The organism is Cupriavidus sp. Agwp_2 (assembly GCF_040784895.1).
GTDB lineage: Bacteria > Pseudomonadota > Gammaproteobacteria > Burkholderiales > Burkholderiaceae > Cupriavidus.
In genome coordinates, this window is sequence record NZ_CP088084.1 from 398007 (window position 1) to 421926 (window position 23920).

The following is a 23920-nucleotide window of genomic DNA, read 5'->3' on the forward strand; positions in this document are numbered from 1 at the left end:
AAGACTCAGCGTTCCTGCCCCTGGCGCAGGCGCGGCGCCACCGCGCAGGCTACCAGCAGCAGCACGGCCATGATCACCAGGCCATTGCGCGTGCTGCCGGTCGCCTGCTCGATCAGGCCCATCGTCGACGGCCCGATAAAGCCGCCGACCAGGCCGCAGGTATTGATCAGTGCCAGCCCGCCCGCCAGCGCCACGCCGGTGAGCCGCGACGACGGGAACAGGAACACGATCGACTGCACCACGAAGAACATCAGCGCCGTCATCGAGAAGCCGACCAGTGCCAGCACCGGGCCCGAGAACGCGGCAATCAGCAGGCCGGCCGCCATCACGACCAGGCCCAGGCACAGCAGGCGGCGTCCGCGCTGCGGGGTGTTGGCGTGGCGCGGCAGCAAGGCCGCACCGATAGCGGCGGCAATCCACGGCAGGGAGTTGAGCAGCCCGATCTCCAGCGGCGTGAGCTTGCCGTACGTGCCGATAATGCCCGGCAGGAAGAAGATCACCGTATAGATCGCGATCTGGTGGCAGAAGTAGATGAAGATCGCCAGCCAGACCTGCGGATCGCGGATGGCGCCCAGGAACGAGTGGCCACCAGCGCCCGCGCTGCCGTCTGCGGCTTCGGCGGCCAGTTGGCGCCGGACTTGCTGCGCCTGCGCCGGCGTCAGCCACGGCGCGCTTTCCGGGCCATCGGGCAGCTTCTTCCACACTACCGCGGCCAGGAACACGGCCGGCAGGCCTTCGAGCACGAACATCCATTGCCAGCCCTTGAAGCCCCACATGCCGTCCATGCCCAGCAGTGCGCCGCCGAGCGGGCCGCTGACGATGTTGGCGATGCAGACGCCAAGCAGGAAATAGCCGACTGCCCGCGCGCGGTCCTCGCGGCCAAACCAGTAGGTCAGGTACAGCATCACGCCGGGGAACAGGCCCGCCTCGGCCGCGCCAAGGAGCACCCGCATGATGTAGAACGACGTCTCGCCCTGGACAAAGGCCATTGCTGCGGACAACAAGCCCCAGGTCACCATGATGCGGGTGATCCAGAAGCGCGCCCCGACCCGATGCATGATCAGGTTGCTCGGGACTTCGAGCAGGGCGTAGCTCAGGAAGAACAGGCCTGCGCCGAGGCCGTACGCGGCCGCCGAGATGTTCAGGTCGACGGCGATATGGGTCTTGGCCAGGGCAATGTTGGTGCGATCAAGAAAGCTGATCACGTACGACAGCACCAGCAAGGGCATGAGCTTGCGGAACAGCAGCCCGGTCAGCGGGCGGTCTGTCGGCGCGGCCAGCGATGGCGCGCCGGGAGCGGGTACGGTCTGCATGAGCGTGGTCTCCATTGGCGGATACGGCGCTGCGCCTCGCGGGCCGCGCGGCTGCCGTCCTGCCTGGTTGATGTGTTCGGTGCCCGCCAGTGGATGGCGGGTGTCGATGGTGGCGCGGAGCCGGCCCGCTGCGGCCCCGCCGGCGTTCAGAACGCGGTGCCTGCCGCGCCCTTGAGGTCGAGGATGTCGCGGGCTTCGTCCGGCGTGGCCACGTCGATGTTCAGCGCTTCCAGCACGGCGCGGATGCGCGTGACCTGCTCGGCGCTCGATGCCGCCAGCTGGCCCGGGCCGATCCACAGGGAATCTTCCAGGCCGACGCGCACGTTGGCCCCCATCGCCGCGCCGATCGTCGCCAGCGGGATCTGGCCGCGTCCGGCACCGAGGATCGACCAGCGGAACTGGTCGCCGAACAGGCGCTGTGCGGTGCGGCGCATGTGCATCAGGTCTTCGGGATCGGGGCCGATGCCGCCCAGGATGCCGAATACGGACTGGATAAACACGGGGCCCTTGACCAGGCCGCGGTCAAGGAAGTGCCGCAGATTGTACAGGTGGCTGATGTCATAACACTCGAACTCGAAGCGCGTGCCGTTGGCATTGCCGATGCGCAGGATGTTCTCGATGTCCTGATAGGTGTTCTTGAAGATCAGGTTGCGGCTGTTCTCCAGATGTTCGCGCTCCCAGTCGTGGCGCAAGTCCTTGAAGCGCTCCAGCATCGGGAACAGGCCGAAGTTCATCGAGCCCATGTTGAGCGAGGCCAGTTCGGGCTTGAAGGTCGTGGCCGGCAGCATGCGTTCTTCCACCGTCATGTGCGGGCTGCCGCCGGTGGTGATGTTGATCACCGCGTTGGTCTCGGCGCTGATTTTGGCGAGGAAGGGGCGGAACAGCTCGGGGTCCTGCGACGGGCGCCCGTCCTTGGGGTCGCGCGCATGCAGGTGCAGGATGGCGGCGCCGGCGCGCGCGGCGTCGATGGCCGCCTGTGCGATCTCGTCGGCGGTCACCGGCAGGTGCGGCGACATGCTCGGGGTGTGGATGGCGCCGGTCGGCGCGCAGGTGATGATGGCTTTGGCTCGCTTGGCCATGGTGGTTCCTTTTGTCTGGCGTTGTTTGGGGGATGCGGGCGGCGCGTGCAGGGCAGGGCGCCTTAGCTGAGCGCCTGGGTCAGGCCGTCGACGACCAGTTCCTGGCCGTGAACGTTGGCTGCCTGGTCGCTGCAGGCAAAGCGCACCATGTTGGCGATATCGCGCATCGTCACCATGCGGCCCAGCGCCGCCTGCGACGTGTAGTTGCGCGTGACTTCGTCGAGCGGCTTGCCGAGCGACTCCGCCTTGGCTGCAATGACCGCGCGGATACGCGGGCCGTCGACCGCGCCGGGCAGCACCGTGTTGACCCGGATACCATCCGCGCCCAGCTCCAGCGCCAGCGACTTGGTGAAACCCACCACGGCCCATTTCGACGCGGAGTAGGCCGAGCGGCCCGGCATGCCGAGATGGCCGGCCGCCGATGACAGGTTAACGATGGCCGGCGCGCGTCCCTGGCGCAGGCGCGGCACCGCGGCGCGGGTGCACAGGAACTGGCCGGTGATGTTGACCGCGAGGCAGCGCTCCCAGTCGGCCAGTGACAGCGTTTCGACGCCGCCGGTCGGGCCGGCCACGCCGGCGTTGTTGACCAGCACATCGAGGCCGCCGAGTCCCGCATCGAGCGCCTGGAACAGCGCGTCGACATCGTCCTCGCGGGATACATCGGCCTTGAGCGCCAGCACGCCGGGCAACTCCGCCGCAATCCGCTCCAGGCTCGCGCCCGAGACGTCACATACCGCAACGCGGGCACCGGCTTCCACGAAAGCCCGTGTGATCTCCAGGCCGATCCCGTCGGCGCCGGCGGTCACCAATACGCGTTTGCCCACCAGCGATTCATCCTTCCACATGTTTCCGGTCTCCTTGCTTCCCGTGCTTGAAAGTTCTCGCGACAGGCGTTCGCCTGCCTTCAGAAGCAAGATTAAAACTGTGATCACAGATCGCATATAGCGGATAACCCTATGTGATATGCTTCACCGCATGCCACTGAACGAACTCGTAACGCCGCTGACCCGCCAAACGCTGAGCCGTGACGTCTACACCCAGTTGCGGGAACTGCTGATCACCGGCCAGATGATGCCGGGGGAGCAGATTTCGCTGCGCAATATTGCTGCCGCGCTGGGCGTGAGCGTGATGCCGGTGCGCGAGGCGGTCCACCGCCTGGTCGCCGAGCAGGCGCTGGAACTGACGCCCAACCGCGCGCTGCGCGTGCCGCGCATGAGCGTCAGCCAGTTCGAGGAAATCACCAAGATCCGGATCCAGCTGGAGGGGTTGGCGACGGCCACCGCCGCGGAGCGCATCACCGATGCCGAACTGGCGCAGGTCGAGTCGCTGCGCGGCCGGTTCGCGGCCGAGATGTCGAAGCCCCGGCCCGACGGCGCCGCGGTCATCGCCGCCAACCAGGCGTTCCACTTTGCCGTCTACGCGGCGGCGCAAATGCCGATCCTGCTGCAGATGATCGAGTCGCAATGGCTGCGCATCGGGCCGATCCTGAACCACGACCTGCGCTCCGGATCGCGCCGCGTGGAAGAGCGCGTCGCGGTCAGGCATCACGACATGCTGGTCGAGGCGCTGCACGGGCACGACAGCGACGCGGCCTGCGCGGCGCTGCGCGGGGATATCGAGAGCGCGGCGGCCTACATCGTGTCGGCGGGCGTGCTGGTCAATGCGGACAGCATCGAGCCCGCCGCGGCCATGCTGGCGCCGGTGCAGCGCACGGCCAGGACGAGGGCGAAGACGGCGTCGTAGTCGTCCCGGGCGCTTCAACAATACGGTATGTGCGGAAAAGCGGGGATCATCCTGATATCCGCTGCAGAAACCCCCAACCTATAATCCAAAGCAACGTATCTTCGAAAAACCGGTTCGCCCGATTCGGGCAACCGGACCGCTCATGCTCACGGACCAGTCGGAAGCCAGGCAGACCCGCCGTTATGTCGAAAAGCGCGAGGGCATCCTCGATGCCGCCGCGGCGCTCTTCAACCGCAAGGGGGTGCGCGGCACGACCCTCTCTGACGTCGGCCAGCTGGTGGGGCTGAACACCAACAGCATCACGTACTACTTCCGCAAGAAAGAAGACCTGGTGCTGGCCTGCCTGATGCGCACGATCGAGGAAATGCGCGGCCTGGCCGGCGCGGCGTCGCAGCACGGCAGCGCCGGCGAGCGCGTTGCCGCCTTTATCGCGTTGTTTGTCGCACGGCTGGCGCGAACCGCGGCAGGCGAGCGGCCGGAGCTGATGAGCTTCCGCGAGATCCGCGCGCTGCCGGCCAGCCATGCCGACGTGGCGTTCTCCGCCTACAACGACATGTTCCGGCAGATCCGCGGGCTGCTGCGCGATGCCACGCCCGCCGACCCGGCACAGGACCCGGCACACCGCAGCGCGCTGAGCGCGCGGGCCCACCTGCTGCTGTCGCTGACCAGCGGCGCGATGAGCTGGATCGAACGCTACGAGCCGGCGGACTACCCCAAGGTCGCGCAGACGCTGGCGGACATCGTGCTCAACGGCATCGCCGCGCCGGGCACCGCGTGGCAGCCGGAACTGGATATTGCCGCGCTGCTGCCGACACTGGGCCAGCCGGAAACGACGCAGCAGGCGTTCCTGCGCGCCGCCACCGAACTGCTGAACGAGCAGGGCTACCGCGGCGCCTCGGCGGATCGCATCTCGGCCCGGCTGAACCTGACCAAGGGCGCGTTCTACCACCACAACGAGAACAAGGACGACCTGATTTCCGCCTGCTTTGACCGCATGTCGGCGGTGATCCGCGATACCCAGACGCTGGTCGACGAGATGCCCGGCACCGGCTGGGACAAGCTGTGCGCGGTGTCGCGCGCGCTGGTGCATTACCAGTTCTCCAGCCAGGGGCCGCTGCTGCGGCTGACCATCTATGGCGCGCTGCCGGAAGAGATGCGCGTCGCCAAGATGCAGGACATGGCGCGGCTGTCCACGCGCTTTGTCCGCCTGCTGGTGCAGGGCATGCAGGACGGCTCGATCCGGCCGCTGGACCAGTCGATCGCCGCGCTGCAGGTGCACGGCATGATCAACGCCGCGGTCGAACTGCGCCGCTGGGTCCGCGATGCCACCTCGGACAATGCCGCCGAGCTGTTCGTGCGCCCCATGATGATGGGCCTGCTGCGCTGAACCGAGCTGATCCGGCGCCGTCGCGCCGGGTTTGCCGCGCGCTGCCTTTCAGCCGTACAGGTGGCAGGCCACCATCTGCCCGTCGCCCTGGTCGCGCAGCACCGGATCGGCGCTGCGGCAGTGGGGCATCGCCGAAGGGCAGCGTGTATGGAAGCGGCAGCCTGAAGGCGGATGCATCGGACTGGGGACTTCGCCCTGCAGCACGATGCGCTGCCGCTGGCGTTCGGCGCGCACGTCGGCCACCGGCACGGCGGACAGCAGCGCGCGCGTGTACGGGTGGCGCGGCTCGGCGTAGAGCTGGTGACGGCTGGCGATCTCGACGATACGGCCCAGGTACATGACCGCGATGCGGTCGCTGATATGGCGCACCACCGCCAGGTCATGGGCGATGAACAGGTAGGACAGGCCCAGGCTGCGCTGCAGCGCCATGAACACATTGACCACCTGCGCCTGGATCGATACGTCCAGCGCCGACACCGGTTCGTCGCAGACGATCAGGCTCGGTTTCAGCGCCAGCGCGCGCGCGATGCCGATGCGCTGGCGCTGGCCGCCCGAGAACTCGTGCGGATAGCGGTCGGCCATGTAGGGCAGCAGGCCGACCATGTCGAGCAGCTCGGCCACGCGCGCCTGCAGCGCGGCACGATCGCCGGCCAGGCCGTGTACCTGCAGCGGTTCGGCGATGATGTCGCGCACCTTCATGCGCGGGTTCAGCGACGCGAACGGATCCTGGTAGACCATCTGCACGCTGCGGCGGAAGTGTTTTTCGCGCGCGCGGCTGAAACCGGCCAGGTCCTCGCCGTCGAAGGCGATCCGTCCCGCGCTGGCAGGCAGCATCTTCATGATGGCCAGCCCGGTGGTGGACTTGCCGCAGCCGCTTTCGCCCACCAGTCCCAGCGTCTCGCCCCGGCGCAGCGTGAACGAGACGCCGTCGACGGCCTTGACCGAGGCGACCTGGCGCTTGAGCAGCACGCCGCGCGCCACGGGAAAATGGACCTTCAGGTCTTCGACCTTCAGGATCACGTTGCCGGGCTGGAACGTCTGGCCCGGTTGGCCCGGTTGGCAATTGGCCGGCGCCTCGGCGCTTGTGCTGCCATGCGGGCGTTCCGGCGGCGCGACGCTGCGCGCCAGGGGCGTGTCAATGGGCGTCATGGAGGAAGCAGGCCTTGAGGTGGTGGTCGGAAACTGCGCGCAGTTCTGGCGGCGCCTGCCGGCACTGCTCCTGCGCCAGCCGGCAACGCGGCAGGAAGGCGCAACCCGGGCCGAGCGCGGTCAAATCGGGCGGCTGGCCATCGATTGGCACCAGCGGCTGGCTGGTGTCGCCGTCCAGGCGCGGCACGCAGGCCATCAGGCCGCGCGTGTAGGGATGCGCGGGATGGCGGTACAGCTCGTCCGCCGACGCTGTCTCCACCAGCCGCCCGCCGTACATCACCGCGACGCGGTCGGCATAGCGCGCCACCACGCCAAGGTCGTGCGTGATCAGGATCAGCGCCGTGCCGGCCTGCTGCGCCAGCCCCTTCAGCAGGTCCAGGATCTGCGCCTGCACGGTGACATCGAGCGCGGTGGTCGGTTCGTCGGCGATGATCAGCTTCGGCTTGCAGGCCAGCGCCATCGCGATCATCGCGCGCTGGCGCATGCCGCCGGAAAACTGATGCGGATAGGCATGCACGCGGCTGCGCGGCTCCGGGATCTGCACCTGCGCCAGCAGTTCCGCGGCCTCTTCATAGGCATCGCGCCAGGCGCGGCCCTGGTGCACGCGGATCGGCTCGGCGATCTGCTTGCCCACGGTCAGCGCCGGGTTCATCGACGACATGGGTTCCTGGAACACCATCGCGATGCGGTTGCCGCGGATGGCGCGCATCGCCGCCGGCCTGAGCCTTAGCAGGTCCTGTCCTTCGAAGCGGATCTCGCCGGACTCGATGACGCCGGGCGGCTGCGGGATCAGGCCGAGGATCGACAGCGCGGTCACGCTCTTGCCCGAACCCGACTCGCCGACGATCGCCAGCGTCTCGCCCGCGGCCACGTCGAACGAGACGCGGTCCACCGCGGTGACCACGCCGCGGTCGGTGTGGAAGCGCGTGGTCAGGTTCTTCACCTGCAGGATTGGCTCTGTCATGGTTGCATTCCGTTGGACGGTGCGGGTTGACGGTGCGGGTTGACGTTGCGCAGGTCAGAACCCGAGCTTCTTCTTCATCTCCTGGTCGATCCAGGCCCGTGCATAGATGGGCCCGTTACGCACGGCGCCGGCGCGCAGCTCGCCGTCGTAGTTCTTGACCCACGGCCACCACGCGGTGAACAGGTAGGGCGTGGGCAGCCAGATATAAGGGGCTTCTGCCAGGATGTCGCGGGTCATTCCACGCAGCGCTTCCTGACGCTTGCCCAGGTCGCGCATCTGGAAGGCCTGGTTGACGCGGGCATCGAACCTGGGGTCGTTCCACTGCGAGGCGTTCCACACCTGTCCCGCGACAAAGCTCTTGCGGATCGTCGTGGTCGGGTTGGTATGGCCGTTGCTCATCATGTAGCCCGGCGCATTGGTCTTGGTGGTCATTGCCGACAGGAAGGCGCCGTACTCCATCGGCTGGATCTCGATGCGCACGCCGACCTGCTCCAGGTACGCGGCGATCAGCGGCAGCATTTCCATATGGTCCTGGGCGCAGGCGCAGACCTGCACCTTGAACTTGAAGCCCTTCGGATAGCCGGCCTCGGCCAGCAGCTTCTTCGCTTTTTCCGGGTTGTAGGTGAACAACTCCTTGACCGATTCCGGCATGGCACTGAGCGGCTCGAAATAGCCGGTGTAGTCGGGGTGCTGCGGATAGGCGAACAGCTCGGCATTGCCGCCGTAGTACTGCTTGACGATTTCCTGCTTGTTCACCGCCATGTTCAGCGCGCGGCGCACGCGGATATCGTTGAACGGCTTGGCGTCGACGCGCAGCGCCAGGTATTGCCCGGTGTAGGACAGCCAGCGGGACCACTTGAGCTGCGGCGCGCTCTTCTTCAGTTCATCGACGGCGGTCCAGCGCACCATTTCCAGCACGTCGAGCTTGCCGGTGCGCAGCATGGTGTTGCGGGTGGCCTCGTCCTTGACGGTGCGCAGCACCACCTTGTCGGCAAAGGGCAGCTTGTAGTCCTTGCCGCCGATCTTCTCGGTGTCCCAGTACTGCGCGTTCTTCGCATACGTGCTGGAATTGCCCTGCACGAACTGGCTCAGCGTGAACGGGCCGGAGCCGGTGACGTTCTTCCAGTTCGCGGCGCCGGCGGTGGCGACCTCCCTGGGCATGATGCCGGAGTAATAGCCCCAGCCAAAGCGGTAGTCCCATTCCGCATTGAACTCCTTGAAGCGGAACACCACCGTATGCTTGTCCACGGCTTCGACCTTGCTCAGGTGGTCGAAGTAGGTGGGGATCTTCTTGGCGCTGGCGCTCTGGCGGCTGTAGCTGAACACGACGTCCTCGGCGGTCAGTTCGCGCTCTTCCATCACGCCCGGCTTGGCCGGGAAGCGCACGTTCTTGCGCAGCTTGACTTCGAGCGTGAGCGGGTCGGTCCATTTCCAGCTCTCGGCGAGTTCGCCACGGATGGCATCTTCGGGCAGCCAGGCGTCGGCCTGGAACGCGTACTTGCCACCGTTGCGCCGGGACTTGGACAGGTCGGCGGCGAAGAGCTGCTCATAGACCTGGCCGGTGTCGTAGTTCTGCTTCCAGTTCCAGTCGCCCAGGTCCCACGACAATGCGGAGATGGTGGGGTAGACCGAGCCGACTTCGATGGTGCCGCCATATTTCGGCGCTTCCGCCTGCGCGGCCGCCGTGCCGCAGGCCAAGGCCGCGGCCATTGCCGTCGCCGCCATCGCCACCGCCAGGGAAGCCCGCCTCGCCATTCCGCCGTCCGTCTTCACGCTGCGCACCATCGTCTGCTCCTTTGGGGATCATGATGTGCCGGCTCGTTATGCCGGCCGCTCGTCAATTTGCTGTTCTCAGCGGCTGCCCCGCATGCGCGGGTCGAGCAGGTCGCGCAATGCATCGCCATACACGTTGATTGCATAGACCACGACCGTCAGGCAGACGCCCGGCGCCAGTGCCAGCCACGGGCCCTGGAACATGAAGGTGCGGCCATCGCCCGAGAGCATCCCACCCCAGGTCGGGGCCGGCGGCGGCACGCCGAGGCCGAGGAAGGACAGCCCCGACTCCGCCAGGATCGCGGTGCCCACTCGCGTGGTGAACAGCACGATCACCGGCGGCAGCACATTGGGCAGGATATGGCGCCACAGGATGCGGCTGGTCGACGCGCCCATCGACTGCGCCGCATGCACGTACATGTTCTCGCGCACCGACACCACCGCGCTGCGCACGATGCGCGAGCCGCCGATGCCCAGCAGCAGGCCGAGCGTGCAGACAATCTGCCAGCTGCCCGGGCCCAGCACCGACACCACCACGATCAGGATCACCAGGTCGGGAAAGCTCATCCAGGCATCGACCATACGCTGCACGAACAGGTCGAACTTGCCGCCGAGGTAGCCGGTCAGGATGCCCAGCAGCAGGGAAATCGCCGTGGCCAGCGTCGCCGCCGACAGTCCGATCACCACCGACAGCCGGGCCCCATACAGGCAGCGCGAGAACATGTCGCGGCCAAGGTTGTCGGTGCCGAACGGATGCGCCCACGAGGGCGGCTGCAGCCGCGCCATCATGTTGATCTCGTTCATGCCATACGGCGCCAGCAGGTCTGCGAACACGCCGCAGAACAGGAACACCGCGCAGATCACCGCGCCGGCGGCGCCCAGCGGCTTGTCGCGGAACAGCCGGCGCAGCAGGGCAAAGCGGGGCTGCCGTTGCCGGGCGGCGCGGGGCAGGGCACCGGGCAGCGTGGCAGGCAGGGTGGCGGAAGCGGCTTGCGGATCGACGGTCGGGGGTGCCATCAGCGGTGCCTCACTTTGGGGTCGAACAGGCCGTAGCTCAGGTCGACGAGCAGGTTGATCAGCATCACCGCGACGCCGACCACGAGGAAGACGCCCGTGATCAGCGGATAGTCGCGCTGGTGCACGGCATCGAGCAGCAGCAGCCCCATGCCCGGCACGACGAAGATCTGCTCGATCACCACGGCGCCGCCGATCAGCAGCGGCGCCTGAAGGCCGATCAGCGTCACCACCGGGATCAGCGCATTGCGCAGCGCATGCCGCAGGATCACCAGCGGCTCGTTCAGTCCCTTGGCCCAGGCCGTGCGGATGTAGTCCTGGCGCAGCACCTCCAGCATCATGGTCCGCGTCATGCGCATGGTGATGGCCGACAGCGCCATGCCCAGCACGACGGCCGGCACCAGCATCTGCCTGACATGCTGCACCGGGTCTTCCAGGAAGGGGACGTAGCGCACTTCCGGCGACCAGCCCCACCAGACCGAAGGGAATACCATCACCATCGTGCCGAGCCAGAAGCTTGGCACCGCCAGCATCAGGATAGAAAAGGAACGCGCCACATAGTCCGCCGCGGTGTCCTGCCGGATCGCGGACAGCACGCCGATCGGCAGCGCCACCGTCAGTGCCACGCCCAGGGCCAGCACGCCCAGCGAGAAGGTAGCGGGGATGCGCGCCATCACCATCTTCAGCACCGGCTCGCCTTGCCACAGCGACTGGCCCAGGTCGCCATGCAGCACGATATTGCCGACCCAGTGCAGGTACTGCTCCCACATCGGGCGGTCCAGCCCGAGCGTGCGGACCAGGTCTTCGCGGGTGCGGGTATCGGCGCTGATGTCGTTCTGGCTCAGCATCAGGTCGACCACGTCGCCTGGCACCAGCCGCACGATGGCAAACACGATGATGCTGGCGAAGACCAGCGTCGGCAGCAGCGCCAGCAGGCGGCGCAGTAGATAGGCGCTCATGGCCGGCCTCCGTGCGTGTGCCGGCGTTGCGGCGTGGCGCCGGCAGATGCCTTCGTTGGCGGGAATGCGGGTGTCCAGGGACTTGCCGACATGCTGCCTCCTTGCTGGCGGTCGGGCCGGCGCGGGCCCGTGACGCCGCGGCCGGGGCGCCCGTTGCCGCCTCGGTGTTGCGTGATGTCCTGCAGGGCCCCGCCGTGGGGCCGCCTGTGTCAGTGGCTCAGATCCCGCCGCTCAGTAGCCGCGCAATGTGGCCCAGCGGTCGAGCTGCCAGTTGGCGTCGCCCAGCCATTCGTGCGCGGTGCGGGCGCGCTTCATGAAGAAGCCGATCTCGAATTCGTCGGTCATGCCGATGCCGCCGTGCATCTGCACGCCTTCCTGCACCGCCAGCGTGGCGGTATCGCCGGCCTTGGCCTTGGCCACGCAGACCAGCGGCTCGGGGCCGTCAGCGCGGCCTTCGTCGAGCCGCTGCTGGCAGCGCAGCACGGCAGCGCGCGCGAGCTCGATCTCGGCGAAGAGATGCGCGGCGCGGTGCTGCAGTGCCTGGAACTCACCGATGGCCTTGCCGAACTGCTTGCGTTCCTTCAGGTAGGCCAGCGTGCGCGCGAAGCTGGCATCGGCGATGCCGAGCAGTTCGGACGACAGCACCGCGCGGGCGATGTCGAGCACGCGCTCCAGCATTTGCGCCCCGGCACCCACGCTGCCAAGCAGCGCATCGGCCGGCACCCTGGCGGCGTCGAAGGTGATGCGCGCGGCGTTGGTGGCGTCAGCCAGCACGCAGCGCTCTACCTGTACGCCAGCGTGGTCGCGCGGTACCAGGAACAGCGAAATGCCGTCGCTCGCGCCGGCTGCACCCGTGCGTGCCGCGACCACCAGCGTATCGGCCACATGGCCATCGACCACGAAGATCTTGGTGCCATCGATTACATAGCCGTCGGCGTCGCGCCGCGCCTGCGTGGCGATGCGCTCTGGCCGGTGCCGGGCGGCTTCGTCCAGCGCCAGCGCCATCAGGTGCCGGCCCGCGGCGATCTCCGGCAGCAACGCGCTGCGCTGGCTGTCGCTGCCGTACAGGCCGACCAGCGCAGCGCCAAGCACGGCGGTGGACAGGAAGGGCAGCGGCGCCAGCGTGGTGCCGATCGCTTCCGCGATCACGCCGGCCTCGACCGCGCCGAGGCCACTGCCACCGTAGGCCTCGTCGATCATCACCCCGGCAAAGCCCAGCGCGGCGCAGCGCTGCCACAGCTCGCGCGAGAAGCCGACGGGGTCGCGGGTGTCGCGCAGCGTGCGCAGCGCGGAGATCGGGGCGTTCTCCTGCAGGAACGTCATGGCGCTGTCGCGCAGCATCTCCTGCGTGTCGGTCAATACGATGGGCATGGCGGCGTTTGGCAGAGGTGGGGTCTTGGAGGATTGCGCAGCAACTCAGGCGGCAACTCAGGCAGCAACTCAGGCGCCGGGCAGACCGAGCAGGCGCTTGGCGACGATATTGAGCTGGACCTCGCTGGTGCCGCCCTCGATCGAGTTCGCCTTGGTGCGCAGCCATGCCCTGGCCAGCGCGCCTTCCTGGCTGCGCGGGCCTTCCCATTCGAGGGCATCGGTGCCGCCGACCGACATCAGCAGCTCATAGCGCCGCTTGTTCAGTTCCGCGCCGTAGTACTTCAGCACGGACGAGAACGCGGCCATGCCTTCGCCTTGCCGGGCCAGGTCACGGGCGCGCTCGCCGGCGGCGGCGAACGCGGCTTCGTCTATTTCGAAGCGGGCGATCTGCGCGCGCAGCATCGGGTCATCGAGCCGATGGCGCTCGTCCACGCCGATGACCCTGGCGGCATGGCGCCCCAGCGGCTGGCGGAAGCCGCGGCTGCCGATCGCGCTGATCATCTCGCGCTCATGCGTCAGCAGGTACTTGGCGATGGCCCAGCCGCCGTTGAGCTCGCCGACAAGCTGGTGGCGCGGCACCTTTACGTCGTCGAAGAAGGTCTCGCAGAAGGGTGATTTGCCGGAGATCAGCACGATGGGGCGGGTCGAGACACCCGGCGACGCCATGTCGAACAGCAGGAAGCTGATGCCGGTATGCTTCTGCGCCGCGAAGTCGGTGCGCACCAGGCAGAAGATCCAGTCGGCCTTGTCGGCATACGACGTCCAGATCTTCTGGCCGTTGACCACAAAATGGTCATCGCGCTCGTCGGCGCGCGTCTGCAGCGCGGCCAGGTCGGAGCCGGCATTGGGTTCCGAATAGCCCTGGCACCAGCGGATCTCGCCGCGTGCAATCCTGGGGAGATGTTCCTGCTTTTGTGCCTCGGTGCCATATTTCAGCAGTGCGGGGCCGAGCATGGAGATGCCGAAGCTCTGCAGCGGCACGCGGCAGTTCAGCCGCTGCATCTCGGCGCGCAGCACCCGGGCCTCGGCGGCGCTCAATCCGGCGCCGCCATACTCGCGTGGCCATTCCGGTACGGTCCAGCCCTGTCCGGCCATCCGCTGCAGCCACAGCCGCTGCGCTTCTGACTGATAGCGGAAGTTGCGGCCGCCCCAGCAGATGTCTTCCTCGTCCTGCATCGGCAGGCGCATTTCAGGGGGGCAATTGGCCTCCAGCCAGGCGTGTGCCTGCTGCCGGAACGTTTCCAGTGCGTCCAAGCTCGTCTCCTTGTTGTGCACCTGTGGAGCCCGTTGTCCTGCGCTGTTGCCTGGCGGCCGGCGGGATCAGGGGCACTGCGTCAGCAGTCTCACTTTTCTAAAAACAGCAGACTCTGCGCAGCGGCAGGAACTTTTATACAAGTCGCTTCTGGCATCGTCAATACTCCAAAACCTAAACCGCGCGGCAGGATGGCGCCATCCGGAGCTGGAGGGAAGGGCCAGGATGGGACGGGAAGCCGCCACGGCAAAGGCGTCGCAGCGCTAATGCGGTGCAGCAAACTTGCGTGAATATGCGGAATTTTCATGATATGTATGGCCAGAATCGTGGGGCTCGTGCCGCATTCCCACCTGCCTGGCCGGGCTTGCCTCAGCGCCGTCGGTGCCAGCTTTTCGCCCCGATGCCGGAATTTCGAAATCGCCAACGATCCCCACGCTCGAAAAACGAATGCTTGTGCTACGATTCTTCGCAGCCATACCAACAATACTAAAAACATCCGGCACCGCACCGGGCCGGACTGATAGCGGGAGACAACGTGACAACGCAGGCCGGCATGAGCGGCGCGCTGCCGGGCGCGGCCGCGGAGGCGGAGCAGCAACGGGCCGAACAGCATTTCCGCGACCATGTCGACCGCCACTTGCCGCGCAACGCGAAGGCTTTCCTGATCCACGGCATGCTTGGCATGACCGGTTTCCGGCTGGTGACCGCGCCCACCTTCGTGCCCGCCTACCTGTACCTGTTGTCCGGCTCCAAACTCACCGTCGGCCTCGTGCTCGCGGCCCAATATGCCGGCATGGCGGCTTCGTCGATCTGGGGCGCGACGCTGATCGAGCATCGCCAGCGCGTGATGCCGCTGATCTACCTGGTGGGCTGGCTGGTGCGCGGGCAGATCCTGGGGCTGGCGCTGTCTGCGCTGCTGCTGAGCGGGCGCGGCGCGCTGGCGGCCGCGGCGGCGTTCCTGCTGCTGTTCGGTCTGCTCAACGGCGTGCAGAACGTGAGCTTCAACTACCTGACCTCCAAGATCATCCCGCTGGCGCGGCGCGGTCGGCTGACGGCGCTGCGCAATTTCTTCGGTGGCCTGACCGCGGCGGCGGTGGCGTGGATGGGCGGGCGCTACCTGGTCGGCAACGACGTGTTCGGCAATGGCTATGCCGCCACGTTCCTGGCGGCCTTCGTGCTGACGAGCCTCGGGATCTCGGCGCTGGCCGGCATGCGCGAGCCGGCGCTGCATGACGTGCGCGTGCGCGCGGGCTTTGGCCGGCGCGTGCGCGAGTTGCCGGCGCTGCTGGCCGCCGACCGGGATTTCGTGCGCTTCTTCGTGGCGCGGGCACTGGTGGCGCTGGGCATGATGGCGATGCCGTTCTACGCGATCTACGCCGGCCGGCTGCTCGGGCTGGATGGCTCCACGCTCGGGTACCTGAGTCTCGCCTACCTGCTGGCGCAGACGGGCAGCAACCTCGCCTGGGGCCGCGTCGCCGACCGCCTTGGCTACCGCGTGGTGTTCCTGGCCAGCATCGCCACCTGGATCGCCGCCACGGCGTGGCTGCTGGCATGCGTGACGCTGCCGGGCTTCCTCCTGGCTTTCTGCGGCCTGGGTGCGGGCTTCGGCGGCTTCTTTATTTCGGCGGACAACCTGGTGATGGAGTTCGGCGCACGCAAGGACCGGCCGATGCTGCTCGCGGTTTCCGATACGGCCACCTTCGGCATGATGGCCGTCGGGCCGGTGATCGGCGGGCTGCTGGCGCAGTCGGTGCATTTTCCGCTGGTCTTCGTCGTTGCCATCGCGGTCAAGCTGGCCGCCTTCGTGCTGGCGCTGCGTATCGCCGACCCGCGCTCGCGCCGCAGCGCAACGGACCGCACCGATGACGTGGCCGGGCTGCGTGACTGAGGCAAACCCGGACAGCCGATTTTTTTACCCAGCGCTTTCCCCGAACGCTTCCCCGAACAATCAAGGAGCTTGCATGACCGCCATCAACGCAGTCACCAGTCTTGCCATGGACGGCAATATCGCCGTGCTGACCGTCGATTCGCCCCCCGTCAACGCGCTGTCCGCCGCCGTGCGCGCGGGCATCCTGCAGGGGATCGAGCGCTGCGTCGCCGATCCGGCGGTGCAGGGCATCGTGCTGGCCTGTGCCGGCAAGACCTTCATTGCCGGCGCCGATATCACCGAGTTCGGCAAGCCGTTCGTGCCGCCGGGGCTGCCTGACGTGCAGGCTGCCATCGAGAACAGCCCCAAGCCGGTGGTCGCCGCCATCCACGGCACCGCGCTCGGCGGCGGGCTGGAGGTGGCGCTGGTGTGCCATTACCGCATTGCCGCGCGCAGCGCGAAATGCGGCCTGCCCGAAGTCCACCTCGGGCTGCTGCCGGGTGCCGGTGGCACGCAGCGGCTGCCCCGGCTGGTCGGCGTCGAAAAGGCGCTGGAGATGGTCACCTACGGCACCCACGTGCCGGCGCCCGAGGCGGCCGAAACGGGCCTGCTCGACGCGCTTGCCGACGATGCCACGCTGCGCGCCGATGCCATCGCCTTTGCGCGCCGGCTCGTTGCCGGGAAGCGGCCGCTGCGCAAGGTGCGCGACCTTGACGAGAAGATCGCCCCCGCGCGCGGCAATGGCGAGCTGTTCGCCACCTTCCGCAAGGCCAACGCGCGCCGGTTCCGCGGCTTCGAGGCGCCCGAGGCCAATATCCGCTGCATCGAGGCCGCGGTTGAACTGCCCTTTGACGAAGGCCTGCGGCGCGAGCGCGAGCTGTTCCAGGCGCTGATGGCGGGCACGCAGTCGGCGGCGCAGCGCTACGTCTTTTTCGCTTCGCGCCAGGTCTGGAACGTGCCTGACATCGGCGTCGACGTGCCGGCGATTCCGTTGGCCAGGGTGGGCATCGTCGGCGCCGGCACCATGGGCGGCGGCATCGCGATGAACTTCCTTAACGCCGGCATGCCCGTCACCATCGTCGAGACCACACAGGAGGCACTCGACCGCGGGCTGCGCACCATCCGCGCCAACTACGACAGCACCATGAAGAAGGGGCGCCTGAGCGCGGCCGATATCGAGGCGCGCATGGCGCTGCTGACGCCCACGCTGGACCTGCAGCAACTGGCCGATGCCGACCTGGTGATCGAGGCGGTGTTCGAGAACATGGAAGTCAAGAAGGAGCTGTTCGGCCGGCTCGACCGCATCGTCAGGCCGGGCGCCATCCTGGCTACCAACACCTCGGCGCTGGATGTGGACGAGATCGCCGCAGCCACGTCGCGCCCCGAGGCCGTGATCGGTCTGCATTTCTTCTCGCCGGCCAATGTGATGAAGCTGCTGGAAGTGGTGCGCGGCGAGAAGACCGCAAAGCCGGTGGTACGGACCTCGATGGAACTGGCCCGCAAGATCGGCAAGGTCGCGGCGCTGGTCGGCGTCTGCCCCGGCTTCGTCGGCAACCGGATGCTGGCGCAGCGGCAGCGCGAAGCGCAAAAGCTGGCGCTGGAGGGCGCGCTGCCCTGGGACATCGACCGCGTGCTGTATGACTTCGGCTTCCCGATGGGCCCGTTCGCGATGAGCGACCTGGCCGGGCTCGACCTGGGCTGGGTGCGCGAGCGTTCCACCGGCTCGACGCTGCGCGAGATCCTCTGCGAGATGGACCGGCGCGGCCAGAAGACCGGCGCGGGCTATTACGACTACGACGCGCAGCGCAACGCGCGGCCGTCGCCAGTGGTGGAGCAGGTCATCCGCGACTTTGCCATGCGCCAGGGCCGGAACCGCCGCGCGGTATCCGACCAGGAAATCCTGGAGCGCTGCGTCTATCCGATGATCAACGAAGGCGCGAAGATCCTGCAGGAGGGCAAGGCGCTGCGGTCGTCCGATATTGACGTGATCTGGAACAACGGCTACGGCTGGCCGGTGTACCGGGGCGGCCCGATGTTCTATGCCGATACCATCGGGCTGGACAAGGTGGTGCGGACGCTGCGGCAGTACGAGGAAATGCTCGGCGAGGCGTTCCGGCCCGCGCCGTTGCTGGCAGACCTGGCGGCGCGCGGCATGCGCTTTGCAGATCTGAAGTAGATATCGGAGGTACGGCCGGCCTGGACGGGTGCCACCACCGTGCAGCGCAGCGCACATCGCGGCGCCCGTCTTTGTTCCGCAGGGCGCGTTGTAACGTGGGGTGAGCTATCAATCTCTCCTAGAATGCACAAACACTTGCGTTGTTTGTTCCCTGTGCATTGCTTACAACCTCCGCCATTCACATGCGTCCAGAAAACCAACGCCTTGCCGACCTGTTGCAAGCCGAGCCGGACAAATTGATCGAAAGCTGGGCCACGGAATACCAGGCCTTGTCCGGCGGCCGGGGCATCACCGGCGGTCTTGCCTCCGAGCAGCGCGCCATCCTGCAAGGCCTGCAGGCCGCCTTGCACGCTGATGGCGATGCGGGCGCGTTCGACCAGCCGCCGTTTGCCGAACTGCGCGAGGCGCTCGCCCACTTGTCGGGTTCGCGCGCCGCGCAAGGCGAAACCGCGGACATTACCAGCGGCTTCGTGCTGTCGCTCAAACGGCCGATCTTCGGGGCGCTGCAGCGCGACCGCAGCAACCTGGAAACACAGATCGACGTGATCTGGGCCGCGTCCGCCATCATCGACCGCATGGCCCAGTGGACCATGTCCACCTACCAGCGCACCCGCGAAGACATCATCCGGCGCCAGCAGGTGGAACTGCTCGAACTGTCGACGCCGGTCATCAAGCTGTGGGACGGGGTGCTGGCGGTCCCGCTGATCGGCACGCTCGACAGCAACCGTGCGCAAATGGTCCTGGAGACCTTGCTGCAGCGCATCGTCGAGACCGGCTCGGCACTGGCCATCATCGACATTACCGGCGTGCCGACGGTCGACACGCTGGTGGCCCAGCACCTGATGAAGACAGTGACGGCGATCCGCCTGATGGGTGCGGAAAGCATTATCAGCGGGATCCGTCCGCAGATCGCGCAGACCATCGTGCATCTGGGCATCGACCTGCAGGGCATCGTGACCAAGGCATCGCTGGCCGACGCGCTGGCTGCCGCCATGCGGATGACGGGGCACACGGTGTCCCGTCATCCTGCCTGATCCGGGGTACCGGGCATGGAGCGCATTCCGATCCTGCGGATGGGGCCCTACCTGCTGGTCACGATCCAGATCGACATGGAGGACCAGACGGCGTTGCGGCTCCAGGAAGACCTGGCGGGCAGCATCGAGCGGAACACGGCGCGCGGCGTGCTGATCGACGTCTCGGCGCTGGAAATCGTCGATTCCTTTATCGGCCGCATGCTGGTCGGCATTTCCGATATCGCGCGCATCCTGGGCTCGGACACGGTCGTGGTCGGCATCCGCCCGGCCGTGGCGATCACGCTGGTCGAGCTTGGCTTGCCGCTGACGGGCGTCAAGACCGCACTGAACGTCGAGCGCGGCATGGCACTGCTGGACCAGGCGCAGCGGAGTGATCACAGGTGACGCAATCCGCGCTTGACGCCGCCGGATCGATCCCCCTGCGCGACGAGCGCGATGTCGTGCAGGCACGCTCGCTCGTGCGTTCCCTGACCGCCCACCTGCAGTTTTCGCTGGTCGAGCAGACTAAGATGATTACGGCGGCCAGTGAACTGGCCCGCAATGCGGTGGTGCACGGCCGGGGCGGCGAAATGCGCTGGGAATTCATCGACGAGGGTGCGCGCCGGGGATTGCGGCTGCATTTCGAGGACAAGGGCCCGGGCATCCCGGACGTTGCCCTGGCGCTGACCGATGGCTGGACCACTGGCCATGGCCTGGGCATGGGCCTGTCCGGAAGCCGCCGGCTGGTCAACGATTTCTCCATCCGTACCCAAGTCGGGGAGGGAACCTGTGTCAGTGTCACTCGGTGGAAGTAGCGGCCAGGGTCCCGCCACCGTCGTGCCCATGGACGACGCCAGCCGGGTCGGCCAGGCCCGCCGGCTCGCGGCCGACCTGTGCGCGCGGCTGGCTTTCGACAGCGTGCTGGCTGGCCGCATCGCCGTGGTGGCAAATGAACTCTGCAACAACCTGGTGCGCCATGCCGTCGGCGGCCGGCTGTTCATTGGCGGGCGCGCGGTCGGCGATGGCATGCTGATCGAGCTGATCTCGGTGGACAACGGCCCCGGCATGCGCGACCTGCAAGCCTGCCTGCGCGATGGCTATTCCAGCGCGGGCAGTGCCGGGCAGGGGCTGGGCGCGGTGCAGCGCATGGCCGACGACTTCGATATCGTCAGCCGCTTCGGCCAGGGCAGCGTCATCCTGGCGCGGTTCTACCGGGACCGGGAACCTGGCGGGCGGCCGGTACGCGAGGCGCCGGTGCACGGCTGCCTGGTCGGAGCGGTATGCCTGGCGGCACCCGGCGAACAGGTCAGCGGCGACGGCTGGGGCGTGGCGCAGCACGACGGCGGCGCCGATGTGATGCTGGCCGACGGCCTCGGCCATGGCCCACTGGCCGCGGACGCAGCCCAGGCGGCGCTGACGGCCTTTGCCGAAAAACCCGACAGCAGCCCGTCCCAGATCCTCGAACGCGCCCACGCGGCACTGCGCACCACCCGCGGCGCGGCCGTCAGCGCGGCGCGGCTGGACCTGCGGGCCAACCAGATCCACTTCGCCGGCGCCGGCAATGTGATGGGCCGCGTGATCACCGGCACCGCGGATCGCACGCTGCTGCCGCAGCACGGCACCGCCGGCATCCAGGTGCACACCGTCCAGGAGCAAGTGATGGAATGGCCGGCCCATGCCCTGGTCATCCTGTTCTCTGATGGCGTGCAATCGCGCTGGCAACTGGACGATGCCAGCCTGTTGCGGCACGATCCCACACTGATCGCGGCGTTTATCGTGTGGAAGTTCAGCCGGGGCCGGGACGATGCGACCGTGCTCGTGATTCGCCGCGCCGAGGGTTGAGCATGGCCAGCCGCGACTACTCCCGCCTGCCGCCCGGCACCCCGCTGAGCCCGGACGAACTGCGCGAGGCGCTGGAAGCCAGGATCCGCGAATGCGACGGCCTGCGCGCCGAACTGGAGGAAACCAACCGCGGCGTGGTGGCGCTGTATGCGGAGCTGGACATGCAGGCGGAGCAGCTGCGCCAGGCAACGGAGCTGAAAAGCCGGTTCCTGGCCTACATGAGTCATGAGTTCCGCACACCCATCGTCGCGATCCAGAGCATCACCCGCCTGCTGATCGATCGCGTGGACGGCCCGCTCACCACCGAGCAGGAGCGGCAGGTATTGTTCGTGCGCGAGACCGCTGTCGAGTTCGCCGACATGGTCAACGACCTGCTCGACCTGGCCAAGCTCGAAGCGGGCAGGGTGGACGTGTCGCCGGCCTGGTTCGACATGGTCGCGCTGTTCGATACGCTGCGCGGCATGTTCAAGCCGGTGCTGACGAACCCCGAGGTGTCGCTGATCTTCGAAGAACCGCATGAGGTGCCGACCCTCTACAGCGACGACCGCAAGTTGTCGCAGATCCTGCGCAACTTCATCTCCAACTCGCTCAAATTCACGCCGCGCGGAGAAGTCCGTGTTTCGGCAACGCGGGTCGGCGAGGACGAGGTCATGTTCTCGGTCAAGGACACCGGTATCGGCATTCCCGCGGCGATGCATGGCGCGGTGTTCCAGGATTTCGTGCAGATCGATTCCCCGCTGCAGCGCCGCCTGCGCGGCTCGGGACTGGGGCTGGCGCTCAGCAAGCGGCTGGCCGAACTGCTGGGCGGGCGGGTCGGCTTCGAGAGTGAGGTCGATGTAGGCTCCCGTTTCTACGTCACGCTGCCGCTCACCTATCCTGCACCGCCGGCGGAGGCGGGCGAGGCGAAGGCATGACCATGGATCCCCAATCCACACCTCGGACAGCGCAGCCCTTATCGTTGCCCTTGCCGCCCCACATACTGGTCGTCGACGACAACCCGGTGACCCGCTATTCGACCGTGCGCGTGCTCAATGGCGCCGGGTTCCGCATCACCGAGGCCGAATGCGGGCTGGACGCGCTGCGCCTGGCGATGACCCCCGGCATTTCGGTCGTCGTGCTCGATATCAACCTGCCCGATATCGACGGGATCCAGGTGTGCGAGCGGTTGCGCGCCGACCCCGATACCGCGACGCTGCCGGTGGTCCACCTGTCCGCCACCTACGTCCAGGACTACGACAAGGCGCGCGGGCTCAATGCCGGGGCCACGGCGTACCTGGTCCATCCCGCCGAGCCGGAGGTGCTGATTGCCACGGTCTCGGCGCTGGCGCGCGCCAGCGCGGCGGAGCGCTCGTTGCGCGAGAGCGAGGCGCGCCTGCGCGCGATCTACCAGCAGGCCGCCAGCGGCATCTGCGTGCTGGATGCGAACGGGCAACTGGTTGACGTCAATCCCGCCATGCTGACACTGCTGCGGCGGCCGGCCACGGACCTGGTCGGGCAGCCCGTGACCGCGCTGGCGCCCCCGGAATTCGCCCCGCGCGCGGCCGAGGCCACGGTTGCCGCGCACCAGGGATGGCAGGGATCGTTCCCGCTGCTTGACGCGGAGGGCGCGCCGGTCCACCTCGACTGGAGCATTTCCTCCGCCACGCCATCGGGCGACCGGGTCGCGGTCGTGACGGACGCGACCGAACGGATCCGCCTCGAACACCAGCAGGAGCAGCTGATCGAACGCGAACAGGCAGCGCGTGCCGGCGTCGAACGCCTGAACCGCATGAAGGACGAGTTCATCGCCATCCTGTCGCACGAACTGCGCAACCCGCTCAATGTGATCTCGGTCTGGACCCACGTGCTGGGCCGCCACGTGAGCAACGAGGAAGGGCGCCGCGGGCTGGCCGCGGTCGAACGCAATGTCGCCATCCAGCAGCGGCTGGTGGCCGACCTGGTCGACGTGTCGCTGCTCAACGTCGGCAAGATGAAGCTGGAGCGCGAGATGGCCAACCCGGCCGCCGTCATCCGCGCCGCACTCGACAGCATGCAGCTGATGGCAGGCGAGAAGCAGCTGTCGCTGGAGGCGGACATTGCGCCTGACCTGGTGCCGGCCGCATGGATCGATCCGGCACGCTTCCAGCAGATCCTGTGGAACCTCATCTCCAACGCGATCAAGTCCTCGCCTGAAGGCGCCACCGTCCGCGTGAGCGCGAAGTCCGATGCGGACACGTTGAGCTTGTCCGTGGTCGACGCCGGCCGTGGCATCGATCCGGAGTTCCTGCCGTTCCTGTTCGACCGCTTCACCCAGAGCGAAGGCGCGAACCGGCGCGGGCATGGCGGCCTGGGCCTCGGGCTGGCCATCGTCAAGCGCATTGCCGAGATGCACGGTGGCACCGTCCAGGCCTGCAGCGAAGGAACAGGCCGCGGCGCCACGTTCGAGATCACCATTCCGCTACTGGCGCCCACCGCCGAGCCGGACGATGACGAAGCCACTGGCGGCGCCAGCCATGGTGCACCGGAGACACCGACGCGGCTGGACGGCCTGGATATCGTGCTGGTGGAAGACGACAGCGATGCGGCGGCGGCCCTGAGCACCATCCTGGCCGGCTTCGGCGCCCATGTCCGCACCGCCCGCGACGGCGACGACGCGCTGGCCCAGCTGGCCAACGCCATGCCGGACCTGATCATCAGCGATATCGGCTTGCCCGGGCGGGACGGCAATGAACTGGTCCGCGAAGTGCGCGCGCAGGAGGTGGTCGCATCCCGCGCCCGCGTGCCGGCCATCGCCCTGACCGCCTTCACGCGCCAGCAAGACCGGCGGCTGGCGATAGAATCCGGCTTCGATGCGGTCTGCGCAAAGCCGCTGCGCTTGCAGGAACTGATCAGCGCGATCGAGATGGCGCTGCCCGGCGGCAAGTACGGGTAGGCTGCGCTCGCACCGCAGGCGCGGCATGCAACTCACTCAAGGCTGATGTTCGACGCCCTGATCGCTTCCCGCCAGAACCTGTCGTCGGCCTTCACCGTGCTGGTTCG

The 23920-nt window shown here is 67.6% G+C and carries 20 protein-coding genes; 10 read left to right on the forward strand and 10 right to left on the reverse strand.

Annotation, left to right across the window (positions count from 1 at the left end; genetic code table 11):
- Positions 1 to 5 precede the first annotated feature (5 nt).
- The 3 genes from LPA45_RS19575 to LPA45_RS19585 all read right to left on the reverse strand — a co-directional run bounded on the left by LPA45_RS19575 (position 6) and on the right by LPA45_RS19585 (position 3237).
- Positions 6 to 1313, reverse strand: coding sequence for an MFS transporter (locus tag LPA45_RS19575; protein ID WP_116321731.1), 1308 nt, complete (start codon positions 1311 to 1313; stop codon positions 6 to 8).
- Positions 1314 to 1459: 146 nt separating this feature from the next.
- Complete coding sequence (locus LPA45_RS19580; protein WP_317924804.1) at positions 1460 to 2392, reverse strand: 3-keto-5-aminohexanoate cleavage protein; 933 nt, start codon at positions 2390 to 2392, stop codon at positions 1460 to 1462.
- A gap of 62 nt (positions 2393 to 2454) precedes the next feature.
- Entirely contained in the window at positions 2455 to 3237 is a 783-nt protein-coding gene (locus LPA45_RS19585) for an SDR family oxidoreductase (protein WP_317924803.1), read from the reverse strand.
- Between the two features lie 130 nt (positions 3238 to 3367).
- Between LPA45_RS19585 and LPA45_RS19590 the strand changes: the two genes are divergently transcribed.
- Both LPA45_RS19590 and LPA45_RS19595 read left to right on the forward strand, forming a co-directional pair.
- Entirely contained in the window at positions 3368 to 4135 is a 768-nt protein-coding gene (locus tag LPA45_RS19590; protein ID WP_317924801.1) for a GntR family transcriptional regulator, read from the forward strand.
- Between the two features lie 142 nt (positions 4136 to 4277).
- Positions 4278 to 5522 (forward strand): TetR/AcrR family transcriptional regulator, encoded by a 1245-nt coding sequence (locus tag LPA45_RS19595; RefSeq protein ID WP_116321727.1) that lies wholly within the window; start codon positions 4278 to 4280, stop codon positions 5520 to 5522.
- Positions 5523 to 5570: 48 nt separating this feature from the next.
- On the opposite strand, the gene LPA45_RS19600 is transcribed toward LPA45_RS19595, so the two are convergent.
- The 7 genes from LPA45_RS19600 to LPA45_RS19630 form a co-directional block, all read right to left on the reverse strand.
- On the reverse strand, positions 5571 to 6671 hold the full coding sequence (locus LPA45_RS19600) for an ABC transporter ATP-binding protein (protein ID WP_367395090.1): 1101 nt from the start codon (positions 6669 to 6671) through the stop codon (positions 5571 to 5573).
- Positions 6658 to 7635, reverse strand: coding sequence for an ABC transporter ATP-binding protein (locus LPA45_RS19605; RefSeq protein ID WP_317924798.1), 978 nt, complete (start codon positions 7633 to 7635; stop codon positions 6658 to 6660). Before LPA45_RS19605 ends, LPA45_RS19600 begins: the two co-directional genes overlap by 14 nt.
- 54 nt (positions 7636 to 7689) lie before the next feature.
- The gene (locus tag LPA45_RS19610) at positions 7690 to 9345 is read right to left on the reverse strand and encodes an ABC transporter substrate-binding protein (RefSeq protein ID WP_317924812.1); all 1656 of its coding nucleotides are present in this window, start codon (positions 9343 to 9345) and stop codon (positions 7690 to 7692) included.
- 141 nt (positions 9346 to 9486) lie between these two features.
- Entirely contained in the window at positions 9487 to 10425 is a 939-nt protein-coding gene (locus tag LPA45_RS19615; RefSeq protein WP_317924796.1) for an ABC transporter permease, read from the reverse strand.
- Positions 10425 to 11381 (reverse strand): ABC transporter permease, encoded by a 957-nt coding sequence (locus LPA45_RS19620; RefSeq protein ID WP_116321723.1) that lies wholly within the window; start codon positions 11379 to 11381, stop codon positions 10425 to 10427. The genes LPA45_RS19615 and LPA45_RS19620 overlap by 1 nt, the downstream gene beginning before the upstream one ends.
- A 231-nt stretch (positions 11382 to 11612) precedes the next feature.
- Entirely contained in the window at positions 11613 to 12752 is a 1140-nt protein-coding gene (locus tag LPA45_RS19625) for an acyl-CoA dehydrogenase family protein (protein ID WP_317924795.1), read from the reverse strand.
- A gap of 69 nt (positions 12753 to 12821) precedes the next feature.
- Complete coding sequence (locus LPA45_RS19630) at positions 12822 to 14006, reverse strand: acyl-CoA dehydrogenase family protein (protein ID WP_317924794.1); 1185 nt, start codon at positions 14004 to 14006, stop codon at positions 12822 to 12824.
- A gap of 533 nt (positions 14007 to 14539) precedes the next feature.
- Between LPA45_RS19630 and LPA45_RS19635 the strand changes: the two genes are divergently transcribed.
- From LPA45_RS19635 to LPA45_RS19670, 8 genes are all read left to right on the forward strand, one after another.
- Positions 14540 to 15892 (forward strand): MFS transporter, encoded by a 1353-nt coding sequence (locus LPA45_RS19635; RefSeq protein WP_317924793.1) that lies wholly within the window; start codon positions 14540 to 14542, stop codon positions 15890 to 15892.
- Between the two features lie 73 nt (positions 15893 to 15965).
- Positions 15966 to 18047, forward strand: a complete 2082-nt coding sequence (locus LPA45_RS19640) for a 3-hydroxyacyl-CoA dehydrogenase NAD-binding domain-containing protein (protein ID WP_317924791.1) — start codon at positions 15966 to 15968, stop codon at positions 18045 to 18047.
- A 182-nt stretch (positions 18048 to 18229) separates the two neighbouring features.
- A complete protein-coding gene (locus tag LPA45_RS19645; RefSeq protein WP_317924790.1) occupies positions 18230 to 19081 on the forward strand; it encodes an STAS domain-containing protein in 852 nt (283 codons plus the stop codon).
- Between the two features lie 15 nt (positions 19082 to 19096).
- The gene (locus LPA45_RS19650; protein WP_317924788.1) at positions 19097 to 19465 is read left to right on the forward strand and encodes an STAS domain-containing protein; all 369 of its coding nucleotides are present in this window, start codon (positions 19097 to 19099) and stop codon (positions 19463 to 19465) included.
- On the forward strand, positions 19462 to 19875 hold the full coding sequence (locus tag LPA45_RS19655) for an anti-sigma regulatory factor (RefSeq protein ID WP_317924787.1): 414 nt from the start codon (positions 19462 to 19464) through the stop codon (positions 19873 to 19875). The genes LPA45_RS19650 and LPA45_RS19655 overlap by 4 nt, the downstream gene beginning before the upstream one ends.
- On the forward strand, positions 19850 to 20902 hold the full coding sequence (locus LPA45_RS19660) for a SpoIIE family protein phosphatase (protein WP_317924785.1): 1053 nt from the start codon (positions 19850 to 19852) through the stop codon (positions 20900 to 20902). The genes LPA45_RS19655 and LPA45_RS19660 overlap by 26 nt, the downstream gene beginning before the upstream one ends.
- Positions 20903 to 20904: 2 nt before the next feature.
- Positions 20905 to 21816, forward strand: a complete 912-nt coding sequence (locus tag LPA45_RS19665) for a sensor histidine kinase KdpD (protein ID WP_317924783.1) — start codon at positions 20905 to 20907, stop codon at positions 21814 to 21816.
- Between the two features lie 50 nt (positions 21817 to 21866).
- Positions 21867 to 23813, forward strand: a complete 1947-nt coding sequence (locus LPA45_RS19670; RefSeq protein WP_367395091.1) for a response regulator — start codon at positions 21867 to 21869, stop codon at positions 23811 to 23813.
- Positions 23814 to 23920 lie beyond the last annotated feature (107 nt).

Coding starts and splice junctions, on each gene's coding strand:
- LPA45_RS19575 (WP_116321731.1), bottom strand. CDS start 1,313: ATGCAGACCGTACCCGCTCCCGGCGCGCCATCGCTGGCCGCGCCGACA.
- LPA45_RS19580 (WP_317924804.1), bottom strand. CDS start 2,392: ATGGCCAAGCGAGCCAAAGCCATCATCACCTGCGCGCCGACCGGCGCC.
- LPA45_RS19585 (WP_317924803.1), bottom strand. CDS start 3,237: ATGTGGAAGGATGAATCGCTGGTGGGCAAACGCGTATTGGTGACCGCC.
- LPA45_RS19590 (WP_317924801.1), top strand. CDS start 3,368: ATGCCACTGAACGAACTCGTAACGCCGCTGACCCGCCAAACGCTGAGC.
- LPA45_RS19595 (WP_116321727.1), top strand. CDS start 4,278: ATGCTCACGGACCAGTCGGAAGCCAGGCAGACCCGCCGTTATGTCGAA.
- LPA45_RS19600 (WP_367395090.1), bottom strand. CDS start 6,671: ATGACGCCCATTGACACGCCCCTGGCGCGCAGCGTCGCGCCGCCGGAA.
- LPA45_RS19605 (WP_317924798.1), bottom strand. CDS start 7,635: ATGACAGAGCCAATCCTGCAGGTGAAGAACCTGACCACGCGCTTCCAC.
- LPA45_RS19610 (WP_317924812.1), bottom strand. CDS start 9,345: ATGGCCGCGGCCTTGGCCTGCGGCACGGCGGCCGCGCAGGCGGAAGCG.
- LPA45_RS19615 (WP_317924796.1), bottom strand. CDS start 10,425: ATGGCACCCCCGACCGTCGATCCGCAAGCCGCTTCCGCCACCCTGCCT.
- LPA45_RS19620 (WP_116321723.1), bottom strand. CDS start 11,381: ATGAGCGCCTATCTACTGCGCCGCCTGCTGGCGCTGCTGCCGACGCTG.
- LPA45_RS19625 (WP_317924795.1), bottom strand. CDS start 12,752: ATGCCCATCGTATTGACCGACACGCAGGAGATGCTGCGCGACAGCGCC.
- LPA45_RS19640 (WP_317924791.1), top strand. CDS start 15,966: ATGACCGCCATCAACGCAGTCACCAGTCTTGCCATGGACGGCAATATC.
- LPA45_RS19645 (WP_317924790.1), top strand. CDS start 18,230: ATGCGTCCAGAAAACCAACGCCTTGCCGACCTGTTGCAAGCCGAGCCG.
- LPA45_RS19650 (WP_317924788.1), top strand. CDS start 19,097: ATGGAGCGCATTCCGATCCTGCGGATGGGGCCCTACCTGCTGGTCACG.
- LPA45_RS19665 (WP_317924783.1), top strand. CDS start 20,905: ATGGCCAGCCGCGACTACTCCCGCCTGCCGCCCGGCACCCCGCTGAGC.